Source organism: Inquilinus limosus (assembly GCF_002195995.1).
GTDB lineage: Bacteria > Pseudomonadota > Alphaproteobacteria > DSM-16000 > Inquilinaceae > Inquilinus > Inquilinus limosus_C.
Genome location: NZ_NHON01000010.1, coordinates 73,253 through 86,655 on the forward strand (window position 1 = coordinate 73,253; position 13,403 = coordinate 86,655).

The 13,403-nt window shown below is 69.4% G+C and carries 11 protein-coding genes and 2 tRNA genes; 6 read left to right on the forward strand and 7 right to left on the reverse strand.

The genetic code is table 11. From position 1 onward, the window contains the following. The first annotated feature begins 6 nt into the window (after positions 1–6). A complete protein-coding gene (locus BWR60_RS36230) occupies positions 7–726 on the forward strand; it encodes a hypothetical protein (protein ID WP_144445551.1) in 720 nt (239 codons plus the stop codon). Then, complete coding sequence (locus BWR60_RS36235) at positions 704–1,003, forward strand: hypothetical protein (RefSeq protein WP_144445552.1); 300 nt, start codon at positions 704–706, stop codon at positions 1,001–1,003. The genes BWR60_RS36230 and BWR60_RS36235 overlap by 23 nt, the downstream gene beginning before the upstream one ends. Here BWR60_RS36235 and BWR60_RS36240 read toward each other — a convergent pair. Then, positions 996–1,577, reverse strand: coding sequence for a hypothetical protein (locus BWR60_RS36240; RefSeq protein ID WP_144445553.1), 582 nt, complete (start codon positions 1,575–1,577; stop codon positions 996–998). The genes BWR60_RS36235 and BWR60_RS36240 overlap by 8 nt on opposite strands. Positions 1,578–2,071: 494 nt before the next feature. Next, positions 2,072–2,147 (reverse strand) — tRNA-Thr (locus BWR60_RS07570). A gap of 160 nt (positions 2,148–2,307) precedes the next feature. Here BWR60_RS07570 and BWR60_RS37615 point away from each other — a divergent pair. Further along, positions 2,308–2,583 carry a DUF1127 domain-containing protein gene (locus BWR60_RS37615; RefSeq protein ID WP_088150398.1) on the forward strand — a complete coding sequence of 92 codons (276 nt, stop codon included), beginning with the start codon at positions 2,308–2,310 and terminating at the stop codon, positions 2,581–2,583. A gap of 22 nt (positions 2,584–2,605) precedes the next feature. Here the strand turns inward: BWR60_RS37615 and BWR60_RS07580 are convergent, their stop codons facing one another. From BWR60_RS07580 to BWR60_RS07585, 3 genes are all read right to left on the reverse strand, one after another. Continuing rightward, positions 2,606–5,650 (reverse strand): calcium-binding protein, encoded by a 3,045-nt coding sequence (locus tag BWR60_RS07580; RefSeq protein ID WP_088150399.1) that lies wholly within the window; start codon positions 5,648–5,650, stop codon positions 2,606–2,608. 403 nt (positions 5,651–6,053) lie between these two features. Further along, entirely contained in the window at positions 6,054–6,341 is a 288-nt protein-coding gene (locus BWR60_RS36245) for a hypothetical protein (RefSeq protein ID WP_144445554.1), read from the reverse strand. Between the two features lie 29 nt (positions 6,342–6,370). Beyond that, positions 6,371–6,462 (reverse strand) — tRNA-Ser (locus BWR60_RS07585). A gap of 328 nt (positions 6,463–6,790) precedes the next feature. Between BWR60_RS07585 and dxs the strand changes: the two genes are divergently transcribed. The 3 genes from dxs (at position 6,791) to BWR60_RS36255 (ending at position 9,950) form a co-directional block, all read left to right on the forward strand. Continuing rightward, positions 6,791–8,707, forward strand: a complete 1,917-nt coding sequence (gene dxs / locus BWR60_RS07590; RefSeq protein WP_088150400.1) for a 1-deoxy-D-xylulose-5-phosphate synthase — start codon at positions 6,791–6,793, stop codon at positions 8,705–8,707. Positions 8,708–8,900: 193 nt separating this feature from the next. After that, positions 8,901–9,503 (forward strand): hypothetical protein, encoded by a 603-nt coding sequence (locus tag BWR60_RS07595; RefSeq protein WP_144445555.1) that lies wholly within the window; start codon positions 8,901–8,903, stop codon positions 9,501–9,503. Positions 9,504–9,755: 252 nt separating this feature from the next. Next, the gene (locus tag BWR60_RS36255) at positions 9,756–9,950 is read left to right on the forward strand and encodes a hypothetical protein (RefSeq protein ID WP_144445557.1); all 195 of its coding nucleotides are present in this window, start codon (positions 9,756–9,758) and stop codon (positions 9,948–9,950) included. A gap of 20 nt (positions 9,951–9,970) precedes the next feature. On the opposite strand, the gene BWR60_RS07600 is transcribed toward BWR60_RS36255, so the two are convergent. Both BWR60_RS07600 and BWR60_RS07605 read right to left on the reverse strand, forming a co-directional pair. Then, positions 9,971–11,326, reverse strand: a complete 1,356-nt coding sequence (locus BWR60_RS07600; RefSeq protein ID WP_088150402.1) for a sigma-54-dependent transcriptional regulator — start codon at positions 11,324–11,326, stop codon at positions 9,971–9,973. Next, positions 11,323–13,203 carry an ATP-binding protein gene (locus BWR60_RS07605; RefSeq protein WP_218823384.1) on the reverse strand — a complete coding sequence of 627 codons (1,881 nt, stop codon included), beginning with the start codon at positions 13,201–13,203 and terminating at the stop codon, positions 11,323–11,325. Before BWR60_RS07605 ends, BWR60_RS07600 begins: the two co-directional genes overlap by 4 nt. Between the last annotated feature and the right edge of the window lie 200 nt (positions 13,204–13,403).

The window sequence follows — 13,403 nt, forward strand, 5'->3', positions numbered from 1 at the left end:
GCGACCGTGACCGATGCCCCCGATGCACCGCAGACCGACGCATACGCCGAAGCTCTTGCACAGGTGCGAGCCGAGAACACTCACAGCCAAGGCGGCGTGACGGTGACACGGTCGTTGTCACCGGCACAGCGCGCGATGCTGGCAGCCGTGGCCCGGAATGTTCATGGCGCGAGCGCAACCATGGCGGCGCCGAACGCAACCGGATCACTTGGCGGGGCGCGGACGGCTCTGCCGGCCGCACTGACTCCAGGGCACGACGCCACGACACCAGATCAGGACGCCACCCGTTCGCCGTCCGACCCGAGCACGGTCGCGAGCATGATCGCCGACGACGCCCGCCACACCATGCAAGCACAAGCCGCAGTCGAGCACGCCAAGACGGTCGAGGCGCTGACACCATACGGTCTTGAGACGCACGCGGGTCACGACACCGCAGGCGATGCGCTGGCGATGGTGAAGGTGTTCGAGGCCGAGGGCATTGAACCGGAACAGGCGAAATCGATCCTTCGACACAACGCCGGACAGCCGGTGACGGATGCGCAGATCGACACGACGTTCGGCCGCATGCCGCAGGAAGACGCATTGGCTGCGATGGACTTCCTGTTGGAACTGTCCGAGGCGCACCCGAGCGCACCGATCCTGTCATCACTGCGTCGGTCTGGATTGCTCGGCAACGCGGGGTTCCTGACGCAGGTGGCGAACCATGCCCGCTCCAAGCGTCGGTGACGGCGCGCTGTATCCATCGGATGCGCCGTCACGCACGATTGCCATTCACCGGGCGCGTGATCGATCGAACAAGGCGCTGCCGAAAGGCATCACATGGGACGGCAGCCGTCTGCGATACCGTGCTCGCGTCATCATCCAGGGCCGTGCGTACCATGGTGGGTGGTTCGACAATCTCCCCGACGCTGTTGAAGCCCGGAACCGTCTGGCACTCAAACTGTATGGTTCTGACGCACGGCTTGTCTCAGCGCAGAAGGCGACCGGTGAACTGATCACATGACCGGCGCTCGCCAGGGAGCAACATCGCGCTCGCCGTGGTGCCCGTCACGGCGCGGCCGATACGGAAACTCTTGCGCATGTGCCTGCAGAGCTTTCCACACAGGATCGGTTACACCGAAGGGGACTTCGAAGTAATCAACCTGCTGGCCGGGGCGAGCCAAGATCCTCACGAACCCCATCGAGAGCAGCATGTTGGCACGGCCCCCGTCAGCGGTATTGGTGAACGTACGCTGATTGTGGTGCAGCAGGTGCGCGAGGATTTCCCGCTCTTGGTCAGAGAGGTGTGGGATGTACTCAACGAACCGGTCGAGTTCCGCACGATTCCGTCGCCGCATCTGAAAGCGGACGAGAGGGCCGCGACTGGCCTGTTTCGCGGCGTCGAAGATCGCACCAAGCGCGAGGCACGTTGAGACCACGCCGGCGACAATTACGGCTTGCAGCACGACCCCGTCGAGTGGAAACCATCCTCGCTGACTGCCGAAATACAGCACACCACATGCGACGGCGATGGCTGTGAACGTCGTGCCACCGGCCTTGAGAAATTCGAGCCACTTCGGATCGGGAAACGGCGTCATGAAAATGCAGGCAGCCAATGCAAAACGTCAGGTGAGAACACATATCACGTGCGATCGACCCTGCCAATTTCGGCACAGAGACTGAGTGATGCGCTGCGAGCGGTTCGCAGCAGTCGATTTCGCAAATTCTGTGGATGACGATGGAAGAGGAAGAAAAAATTTCCCCCGAAGCGGCCCCCCGGGGGTCCATTCGGCCTTCGCACTGGAAACGAACGGGTCCCATCCGCACCAATCGCAACTCGCGTGACCTTTTGGCGACCCGGAAACGCAGAGGCGCATGCCGCGACGCGTCGGGCTCGCAATTCTGCGGTGCTGGGTCAGGCGGTGCGGTGACGTGACGGTCAGTGCGGCGCGGCGGCGACGACTCGGTCAGCCATGCGTGACCCGAGGCGCAGACATGCGGTTTCGCAACCCCAACTGCAACCCCAGCGCGGTGTGCTCGCGCACCCAGTGATGCGGCGACGTGGAAATGCGTGCAACATCAACGGGTTGAATGGTGCCGGATGCAGGGGTCGAACCCGCGACCTTCGGTTTACAAAACCGCTGCTCTACCGACTGAGCTAATCCGGCGCCGGACCATTCCCTATCGACTCCGTCCGCGGCTGTCCAGCGATTGAACGGCCGGCTCGATCGTCACGGCCCGCGGTCGCCCCGGTCCGCCGCGATTGGACCTTTCCCTAAGTGGCGGCGCGGCCCAATGATAGATCCAGTCGTGCTTGCGAGCCTTTCGATGCGCAACTTCGTTTCGACGCCGCGCGGTCCCTGGGACGACCTGGCCGGTCCGGCCGCCAACGACAACATCCAGGGCGGGCCGGTGCCGAGGCCCCGGCTCGCGGTCGCGGCCCTGCCGTCGGTCGCGCTCCGCCTGATGCTGGTGCTCGAGGATGCCTGGGAAAAGGCCCGCCAGCGCCGCGACCTGGCCGGGCTGTCCGAGCTCGACCTCAAGGATCTGGGCTGGACCCGGTCCGACGCGGCGGCGGAGCTGGCGAAGCCGTTCTGGCGCTAGCCGCCCCGCCGCCGCAATCGCGCTACACCAGCAGCAGGTCCGACAGCGCAAGCGCCGTCACACCGGTCAGGGTGACGACCAGCCCGGCCTCCTGATCCGTGCCCGTGCCGTCGGCGTCGAACCACAGCCGGCCGGTATCGGTCTCGAACAGGAATTGCGGGCCGGCCGCGGTGGTGTGCGGGTCGGCGCCGGTCACCAGCGACAGCTGGTATCCCGCCGCCAGCCCGAAGCCCACCCGGTCGATCACGATCAGGTCGGTGCCGCGAACGAAGTCGGTGATCTGGTCGCCCGACGCAGTGGCCTCGTCACCGAAGACGAAACGGTCCCGACCGGCACCGCCGGTCAGCAGGTCGCCGGCCGCGCCGCCCTCGAGCGTATCGTCGCCGCCCCGCCCGTCCAGCGTGTCGTCCGCCCCGCCGCCATACAGCCGCTCGCCGGCCGTGCCGCCGCGCAGGTCGTCGTCATTGTCGGTGCCGTTGACGATCTCGAACCCCGACAGGATCAGCCCCTTCGCCAGACCGTCGTTCCGGCTGCTGTCCGCCAGGTCGACGATGGCGGACAGGGTGATGTCGCCCTGGAAGGACAGGGTGTCGATGCCGTCCCCGCCGACGAAGCGGTCGACGGCCCGGCCCGCCCCTTCCTCGCGGGTGAAGCTGTCATTGCCGGCGCCGCCGTCCAGCTGGTCGGCGCCCGCCCCGTCGGACAGCACGTCGTCGCCGGCGCCGCCGCGGAGGATGTCGTTGCCGGCATTGCCCTCCAGCCGGTCGGCCAGCGCGCCGCCGGTGACAGTGTCGTTGCCGCGGCTGCCCTCGAACACCAGCGATTCCATGCCGCTGAAGCGGGTGGCGGCGTTGACGTTCACCGTGCCGGTGCCGAAGGTAAAGGTCACCCCGGCCGTCTCCTCCCAGAAGTCGACGAAGACCCGGTCGGTGCCGGCGCCGCCGGCGGCGGTGTCGCCCTTGTTGATATGCAGCTGGTCGTTGCCGGCGCCGCCGTCCAGCGTGTCGGCGAAGGTGTCGCTGAGGCCGTCGCGGGCCCACAGCACGTCGTTGCCGTCGCCGCCGGACAGGGTGTCCGCGCCGTCGCCGCCGAAGAGCGTGTCGTTGCCGCCGAGGCCGCTGAGCACGTCGTTGCCGGCGAAGGCCTTGAGCTCGTCGTCCAGCGCGCCGCCGGTGAGGCGGTCGTTGCCGGACCCGGTCTCGATATGGACGCGCTCGACATTCAGCAGGGTGATGCCGCTGTTCACCAGCCGGGCATTGGCCGACAGGGTGAAGGTCATGTCCGCGGTGCCGTCGTTGCGGTTGATCCAGGCGAGGTCGATGCCGGCGCCGCCATCCGCCCGGAAGTTGGCGCTGACGCCGACGCCGATGATGGCGAGATACATCTCGTCGTTCCCGGCGCCCGCATTGATCGCGTTGTTGTGGCTGCCGACCGTCTCCACGTCGACATGGACCTCGTCATCGCCGTTGCCGGCGTTGATGGTGTTGAGGCCGCCGGCATCACGGATGATGTCGTCGCCGTCGCCCCCCGTGATCGTGTCGTTGCCGGCCCCGCCGGACAGGGTGTCGGCACCGGCGCCGCCGGTGAGAATGTCATTGCCCGCACCGGCGTCGAAATCGACATACAGCGCCGCGCCGGCGGTGAGCTTGTCATGGCCCGAACCGGTGGTGATGTCGAAGATCTCGGCGTCGCTGATCACCGTGCCGTCGGACAGGGTGGCGGTGCGGCCGGCGAAGGCGAAGGTCAGCCCGGCGGTGGCGTCGCCACGGTCGATCTCGACCATGTCGATGCCCGCGCCGCCGCGAAGGGTGTCGGCGCCGCCACTTCCCGCGATCAACATGTCGTCGCCGTCGCCGCCGTCCAGCAGGTCGACGCCGATACCACCGTCCAGCACGTCGTTTCCGGCCATGCCGCCGAGCGTGTCGTTGCCGCCTTCGCCCTCCAGCACATCATCCCCGGCATGGCCGCGGAAGCCATTGGCGGCGCCGGTGCCGGTGATCGAATAGGCCTCGAAGCCGACGAAGCGCGTGCCGTCGGACAGCCGGCCGAGCACCGTCGGGGCCTCGGCGATGAAGTTCCCGGTGACGCCGGTGACCATCAGCCGGTCGATGCCGGCGGCGCCGTCGATCTGGTCGGCACCCTGACCGATCTCCACCATGGCAGTGTCGTTGCCGGCCCCGGCATAGATCAGGTCGGCGCCGAGGCCGCCTTCCAGGATGTCGTCGCCATTGCCGCCGATCAGCTTGTCATCGCCGGCATCGCCGGACAGGGTGTCGTCCTGCTCGCCGCCATCGATCACGTCGGCATCGTCGCCGCCGTTGATGGTGTCGTTGCCGGCCTGGCCTGCCAGGGAATCAGCCCCTTCATCGCCCCAGAGGAAGTCCCAGCCATTGCCGCCGCGGGCGGAATCGGCGCCGGCGCCGCCGCTCAGCACGTCGAAGCCGTCGCCACCTTCCAGGATGTCGTTGCCGTCCTCGCCGTCCAGCTGGTCGGAGCCGCCGCCGCCCATCAATACATCGTTGCCGAGGCCGCCGAGGAAGATATCGGTCCAGCGGCCGCCGGCCATCCCGTCAGCGAAATCGGTGCCGGTGACATAGAACTGCTCGATGCCCAGGATGACGGCGCCGATCGGCAGGGTGCGGCCGATGGCCGGGTCGACCGCGCTGAACGACACCCGCGTCGCCTGGGCGGAATAGTCGAGCATCAGCATGTCGAAGCCGACCCCGCCATCGATCTGGTCGCTGGCGGCGTCGGCCAGGTCGTCGATCAGGATGATGTCGTCGCCGGTGCCGGCGCGGATGTAGTCGGCGCCCGCGCCGCCGGTGATGGTGTCGACGCCGGAGCCGCCGAGGATGGTGTCGTTGCCGTCATCCCCCATCAGCACGTCGCCCTGGAAGCCGCCGTCGACCCGGTCGGCGCCGTCGCCGCCGAGGACGAAATCGGAGGCCAGGCGGCCATAGAGGGTGTCGTTGCCGCCGAGGCCGTAGAGGCTGTCGCGGAATCCATACAAGGTGTCGCCGTCGCCGATCAGCGTGTCGGCGCCTTCGGTGCCGGTATAGGTGGCCATGGGTGAAATCCGTTCGGTTGAAATCGCGAGAGGGTCGACGCCCACTCCCGGCCCGCAAACAGCGCGCGCCGCGATCCGGGGTGTCCCGCCGAACCGGATCGGCGGAGAGAGTCGGGACCGATGCGCACGCATCCGGGAGTGGGCGCGTCCCGGCCGCGGCAGGACCGCGGTGGGCAGGCCATACGACCATCGGTGCCAGGGGGCGTCACCCTCCGAATGGAGGGGCAGATCGCGCTTTTCAACCGATCAGGAGGTTAGGAGCTCAGGGCAAAACCCTGACCCGGACCGGTCCGGGCACCGGGGGAGCAGCAAGGGGGCTGAAGCCGCATGGCCAGGCCGGGGCCAGCCGTCCTGCTTGCCGTCTGTCGGGGCTGAAGGGAGGGCGCGGCGGCCGCGCCGATCCTCAATGCTCGATCAGCGCTTCGACCGCCTGGCGCAAGGCCGGCAGCGCCAATGGCTTGCGCTGGACGGCCTCCGCGGGCATGCCCTCGATCTGGTCGTCGGAATAGGCGGTCATGAAGCGGAACGGAATCCGGCGGCGCCACAGGATCTCGACGACCGGGTAGACCCGCATCCCGCGCCGCAGCCTTACGTCGAGCAGGGAGCCGTCGAGATGCTGCGTCTCGGCCAGGGCGATCGCCGCCTCCAGGGTTCCGACCGGACGTCGGGATGGATCACTGATGGATATCAACGGCCGGTTTAGAAAAGCCTGTTGAAAAATGGCGGAGGGACCGGGATTCGAACCCGGGCACGGGATTTCTCCCGTGGACGGTTTAGCAAACCGTTGCCTTCAGCCGCTCGGCCACCCCTCCGTCCCAGCGGCAGCGCCGCTCGGTTCGGGGTTCTTAAGGGGGCGGCGAGGGCTTGTCAATGACGGCTCTCGGCATGCCCCGGCCAGCCGCGCCGTAAGGCTGGGCCTAGCCGTGGCCCAGCCGCCTCAACCTGTGGCAAAACGGCACCCGATGGCACCTCTGTCATCGGATTTTCTTGAAAGCGACACCGCTCCCCTATAGTGCTGGAAAGACTACCGGGCAGGAAAATTGTTGGGTGCTTCGGCCGTATGTCTGCCGTCACGGTGCGAGAGAGACCGATGCCGATGCCGCCCGAACGCTGGACCAAGCCTGCCGAAAGCGAAGCTGAATGAAGCCAGTCACGCCGCTGCTCGACACCATCCACACCCCAGAAGACCTCCGACTCCTGCCGGCTTCCGATGTGAAGCAGGTCGCCGATGAGCTGAGGGCCGAGACCATCGACGCCGTCTCGACCACGGGCGGCCATCTCGGCGCCGGGCTCGGCGTGGTCGAGCTCACCGTCGCCATCCACCGGGTGTTCGACACCCCGCGCGACAAGCTGATCTGGGATGTCGGCCACCAGGCCTATCCGCACAAGATCCTGACCGGGCGGCGCGACCGCATCCGCACCCTGCGCCAGGGCGGCGGCCTGTCCGGCTTCACCAAGCGGTCGGAGAGCGAGTACGACCCGTTCGGCGCGGCGCACAGCTCGACCTCGATCTCGGCCGGCCTCGGCATGGCCGTGGCCCGCGACCTGAAGGGCGAGGACTTCCGAGTCGTCGCCGTGATCGGCGACGGCGCCATGAGCGCCGGCATGGCCTATGAGGCGATGAACAACGCCGGCGCGCTGAAGAGCCGCCTGGTCGTCATCCTCAACGACAACGACATGTCGATCGCCCCGCCGGTCGGCGCCATGAGCGCCTATCTGTCGCGGCTGATCTCCTCGCGGTCCTACCGCTCGCTGCGGCACCTGATGCGCGACGTCACCGCGGTGTTCCCGAGGCCGGTGGCGCGCGCCGCCAAGCGGGCCGAGGAATATGCCCGCGGCTTCGTCACCGGCGGCACGATGTTCGAGGAGCTGGGCTTCTACTATGTCGGCCCGATCGACGGGCACAATCTCGACCACCTGCTGCCGGTGCTCGAGAATGTCCGCGACGCCGATGACGGGCCGGTGCTGGTCCATGTCGTCACCCAGAAGGGCAAGGGCTACGGCCCGGCCGAGGCGGCGCCGGACAAGTATCACGGTGTCAGCCGTTTCGATGTCATCACCGGCGCCCAGGCCAAGCCGAAGAGCAACGCGCCCAGCTACACGGGCGTCTTCGCCCAGGCCCTGATCCAGGAGGCGGAGGAGGATGAGCGCATCGTCGCCGTCACCGCCGCCATGCCCTCGGGCACCGGGCTGGACAAGTTCGCCCAGCGCTTCCCCAAGCGCAGCTTCGACGTCGGCATCGCCGAGCAGCATGCGGTGACCTTCGCCGCCGGCATGGCGACGGAGGGTTTCAGGCCGTTCTGCGCGATCTACTCGACCTTCCTGCAGCGCGCCTATGACCAGGTGGTGCATGACGTGGCGATCCAGCACCTGCCGGTGCGCTTCGCCATCGACCGCGCCGGGCTGGTCGGCGCCGACGGCGCCACCCATGCCGGCGCCTTCGACATCCCCTATCTCGCCTGCCTGCCGGGCATGGTGCTGATGGCCGCGGCCGACGAGGCCGAGCTGGTGCACATGGTGGCGACCGCCGCGGCGCTGGACGACCAGCCCTCGGCCTTCCGCTATCCGCGCGGCGACGGCGTCGGCGTCGAGCTGCCGGCCCGCGGCAAGCCGCTGGCGCTGGGCAAGGGCCGCGTCCTGCGCGAGGGCACGTCGATCGCGCTGCTCAGCTACGGCACCCGGCTGCAGGACTGCCTGGCGGCGGCTGACGCGCTCGGCGTCATGGGCCTGTCGACCACCGTCGCCGATGCCCGCTTCGCCAAGCCGCTCGACACCGAGCTGGTGAACCAGCTGGCCCGCCACCACGCCGTGCTGATCACGGTGGAGGAGGGGGCCGAGGGCGGCTTCGGCAGTATCGTGCTGCACCACCTGGCCCGCACCGGCCTGCTGGACCACGGGCTGAAGATGCGGCCGATGACGCTGCCGGACCGGTTCCAGGACCATGACAAGCCGGAGCTGCAATATGCCGAGGCGGCGCTGTCGGCGCAGCACATCGTCGCCACCGCCGCCGCGGCGCTCGGCCTCGACGCGCCGGCCACGGGCGTGATCCGCGCCTGACGACGCTTTCGACCCGGACCCAAGCGGCCGCCCCGATCCGTCGGGGCGGCCGTTTCCGTGTCCGGGCCCGGCGGAACCCCGGGATGGGCTGCGCGGTTGACCAGGGAAGCGGCCGATTTCTCGTGCTGCGGGCCTGCGGCATCGGTGATGATGGCCGGCGATTCGATCTCGTGGGGACGAGAAGGGGGATACCATGACATTGCGGCACGCCGTCCTGGGGACGGTTGCGATCCTGCTGCTGGGCGCCTGCGTTTCGGCGTCGGGCGCGACCAAGACTCCGGCCGCCGCGCCGGCCGCCCAGACTCCTGGCGCCCAAGCCCCCGCTGCGTCCGCGACGCCGGCCAAGGTTGCCGAGCTGACGGGGATCGAGGCGTTCCGCGGCTCCTGGGTCGGCGCCACCCAGGGCGAGGGCGACACCCGCCGGGCGGCGGCGCTGGTGGTCGACGCTTCGGCCGATGGCGGGCTGTTCCTGCGCTGGCGCAGCGCCGAGGGCTCGAGCGACGGCCAGGCGGATGCCGGCGACGCGTTGAAGATGCGCGAGAACACGGCGCTGTTCCCGCCCGGCAAGACCCCCGGCGCCTGGGCCGCCACGCTGGACAGCGGCGCCCGGGCCACCGCACGGCTCGCGGGTTCGGTGCTGACCACCGAGCTGACGGCGAGCGCCGGCGGCAAGACCGAGGTGCAGAGCTACCGCCGCACCCTGACCGCGCCCGGCAAGATGTCGCTGCGCTACACCCGGACGGTGGCCGGCAAGGTCGAGGACACGATCGACGCGGATTTCGTCAAGCTGCCGTGAGGTGAAGGGCCGGCTCGTACTTTTGCCCTCGGGGAGACCTTCTCAGAGTTCCCAACACCGTCATTGCGAGCGCAGCGAAGCAATCCAGGGGCCGCTCGCACCGGCCCCTGGATTGCTTCGTCGGCTTCGCCTCCTCGCAATGACGATGAGGGATGCATTGCGAAAAGGCCTTGCAAGCGGGAGAGGCAATGTTCGATTGCCTCAGATCGTGCTTAGTCCCACCCTGTGATGGGCTTGGAATAGGCCGACACGATGACCGATCCGGATCCGACCCCGCAGCTCGAACCCCTTGCTGACAAATCAGCTGAGGAGCGCCGTCGTGCCTTCACGGAGATGCTTCGACGAGTCGAGGAAGAGGCCGATCGCGAGGGGACGGTGACGTTAGACGAGGTTATGGCGGAGATGGAGCAGATCATCGCTGAAGCCGAGCAGCGCCGTCGCGGCTGATCGGCCTGTGGACTGCACCGTCACCCCGCCTTCTTCCCGATCGGCTCGGCCCGGTACTCGTTCGGGTCGATGCCATGGCGGGTCAGCTTGTCGTAGAAGGTCTTGCGCGGCAGGCCGAGGGCCTCGGTGACGGCCCGCACATCGCCCTTGTGGGCGGCCAGCGCCTCGCGCAGCAGCGACGCCTCGTAGCGTTCGACCCGCTCCGGCAGGCTGGCCGGTGCGGCGGGCGCCGGGGCCGGCGAATCCATCCCGGCCAGGCCCAGCGCCGCGCGGTCGGCGAAATGCGCCAGCTCGCGGACATTGCCCGGCCAGTCATGGTCCAGCAGGTGCCGCCGCACCGCGTCGCCCAGGGGCTGCGGGTCGCGGCGGAAGCGTTCGGCGGCACGGGCCAGGAAATGGGCGAACAGCAGCGGGATGTCGGCCCGGCGCTCGCGCAAAGGCGGGATGCGCAGCGTCACCACGTTGAGCCGGTAGTAGAGATCGGCCCGGAACCGGCCCTCCTGCGACGCGGCGGCCAGGTCGGTCTTGGTGGCGGCGACCACGCGCAGGTCGAGCGGCCGGCGCTCATTGGTGCCCAACGGCTCCACCGCCCGCTCCTCCAGCACCCGCAGCAGCTTGACCTGCAGCGCCGCCGGCATGCTCTCGACCTCGTCCAGGAACAGCGTGCCGCCATCGGCATGCTCGATCCGGCCGATGCGGCGCTTCTGCGCCCCGGTGAAGGCGCCGGCCTCGTGGCCGAACAGCTCGCTCTCGATCACGCTCTCCGGCAGCGCGCCGCAGTTCAGTGCCACCAGCGGCTTCGATCGGCGGCGGCTCCAGCGATGCAGCGCCTCGGCCACCACCTCCTTGCCCGATCCGGTCTCGCCCAGCACCAGCACGTCGACATCGGCGTCGGCGACGTCGCGCACGGTGCGGCGCAGCCGCTCCATCTCCGGCGTGTCGCCGAGGAAGGTCAGATCGTCGGCCTCCTCCAGCTGCGCCTTCAGCCGGCGGTTCTCGATCACCAGCCGCCGCTTCTCCACCGCCCGGCGGACGCTGTCGACCAGCCGCTCGGCCGGGTAGGGCTTGGCCAGGAAATCATAGGCGCCGTCGCGCATGGCGCCGACCGCCATGGCGATGTCGCCATGGCCGGTGATCAGGATCACCGGCAGGTCGGGGTCGCGCTCGCGCAACTGGGCGAACAGCGCCAGGCCGTCGGTCTCCGGCATCCGGATGTCGGTGACCACGGCGCCCGGGAAGTCGCGATCGACCGCGGCCAGGGCTGCCCGGGCGGAGTCCAGCGCCGTGACCTCGAAGCCGGCCAGCTCCAGGCTCTGCACATTGGCGTGGCGGATCTCGGCCTCGTCGTCGACGAAGACGACCTGTCCCGCGCTCATGGCGCCTTCTTGAGCGTCACGGTGAACACCGCCCCGCCGCCGTCACGGTTGCCGGCCGCGATGCTGCCGCCGAACTCGCGCGCGATGTCCTGGCAGATCACCAGGCCGAGGCCCAGCCCGGCCGGCTTGGAGGTGGCGAAGGGGATGAACAGCGCCTTCATCGTCTCGGGGTCGAGGCCCTTGCCGGTGTCCGAAACCGCGATCCTAACCTCATCCTCTCCGGCGTCCACCGCGATGCGGATCTCCGGGTCGGGCAGGCCGGCCACGGCGTCCAGCGCGTTCTGCAGCAGGTTGACCAGGATCTGCTCCAGCCGCACCCGCTCCGCCACCACCCGCACATCCTGCGGCGGCAGGTCCTGCACCAGCCGCACCGACTGGCGGCGGATCCGCGGCCGGGTCAGCAGCAGCGCGCCCTCGACGGCGTCGGCGCAGGAGGTCGCCCCGATCGAGCTGGTGGCCTTGCGCGAGAAGGCGCGCAGATGCTGGGTGATGGTGCCGACCCGGTCGGTCAGCCCGGCGATGGTCGCCAGGTTCTCCCGCACCGAGGCGGGCTTGTCGCGCTCCAGGAACACCGACGCGTTGTCGGCATAGGCGCGGATCGCCGCCACCGGCTGGTTGATCTCATGCGCCACGCTGGCTGCGACCTGGCCCAGGATGGCCAGGCGGTTGGCCTGGGTCAGCTCCTCCTGCAGCTGCTGCCGGCGCTGCTCGGCCCGGCGCCGTTCCTCCATCTCCTCGGTCAGGCGCTGGTTGGCGTCGTTCAGCGCCCGGGTGCGCTCGGCCACGCGGCGCTCCAGCTCCAGCCGTGCCGCCGCCTGCCGCGCCACGGCCGTCAGGGCGCGGTTGCGGCGATACAGCAGCGCCGCGGCGGCGGCCAGGGCCAGCAGCGTCACCAGCCCGGCGATCAGCCGCGTGTCGGTCATGGCGCGGCCGACCGTGGGCGAGGTCGGCGCCAGCAGATGCAGGGTCCAGCCGGTGGTCGGCACCGGCGCCGCGACGGCCAGGAAGCGCCCGGACATCCGCGCGCCCGGCAGCGCCGCAGCCACCACGTCGGGGCGGGAGGCGGTCGCGTCCGGCGCGATCGGCAGCGGGTCCAGCGGGGCGCCGCCATATTGCAGGCTTTCCCGCACCGCCGCGCGCTCGGCCTCCGACAGCGGGCCGAAGCTGCGGAAGCGCCAGTCCGGTACATCGGTCAGAAGCACGACATTGCGCTCGTCGGTGACGAAGGCGCTCTCGGCGAAGCGGGCCCAGGCCTCCTCCATGTCGTCGAACTCGACCTTGACCACGATCACGCCGAGGAGGCCGTTCGGCCCGTCGATCCGGCGCGACAGGTAGGAGCCCGGCTTGCGGCTCATCGTGCCCATGGCGAAGAACTCGGCCGAGCCGGCCTCCACCGCGCGCTGGTAGTAGGCGCGGAAGGCGTAGTGCTGGCCGACGAAGCTGACCGGCTCGCGCCAGTTGCTGGCGGCGATCGCGGTGCCGCCGCGGTCCAGCAGATAGATCACCGCCGCGCGTGTGCCCTGGCTCAGCGCCTCGAACTTGGCGTTGATCCCGTCCAGCCGCTGCCGGTCGTTGGACGCGGTCAGCGCGGCGCGCACATCCGGGTCCTGCGCCAGGACGAAGGGCAGGGAGCGCTGTTTCTCCAGCTCGCTGCGCAGCATGGCGACATGCAGGCCCAGCGCCGCGTCGGCGGAGCGCGCGATCTCCCCCAGCGCCCGGTCGCGTCCGACCGGCCCGGCCAGCCAGACCACGGCGGCGAACAGGGGAATGCCGATCGCGGCGAACACCGCCCAGCTGCGCCACCGGTGCGGCGCGGCCGGCATCACGGCAGGCCGGGCCGGGGCTGCGGCGGTCAGGGGACGGTCGGCGACGGTCATGCCCCGAGTCTAGCACCGCGGTCCTTGTGTTGCCTCTCCCGCTTGCGGGACCTTGTCACACCGCTCACCCCTTACCGTCTTTGCGAGGAGGCGAAGCCGACGAAGCAATCCATCGTCCCGCACGAGCGGATGCATGGATTGCTTCGCTGCGCTCGCAATGACGGTGTTGGGGATTGTCTTTCACCGGATGTGTGCGGATG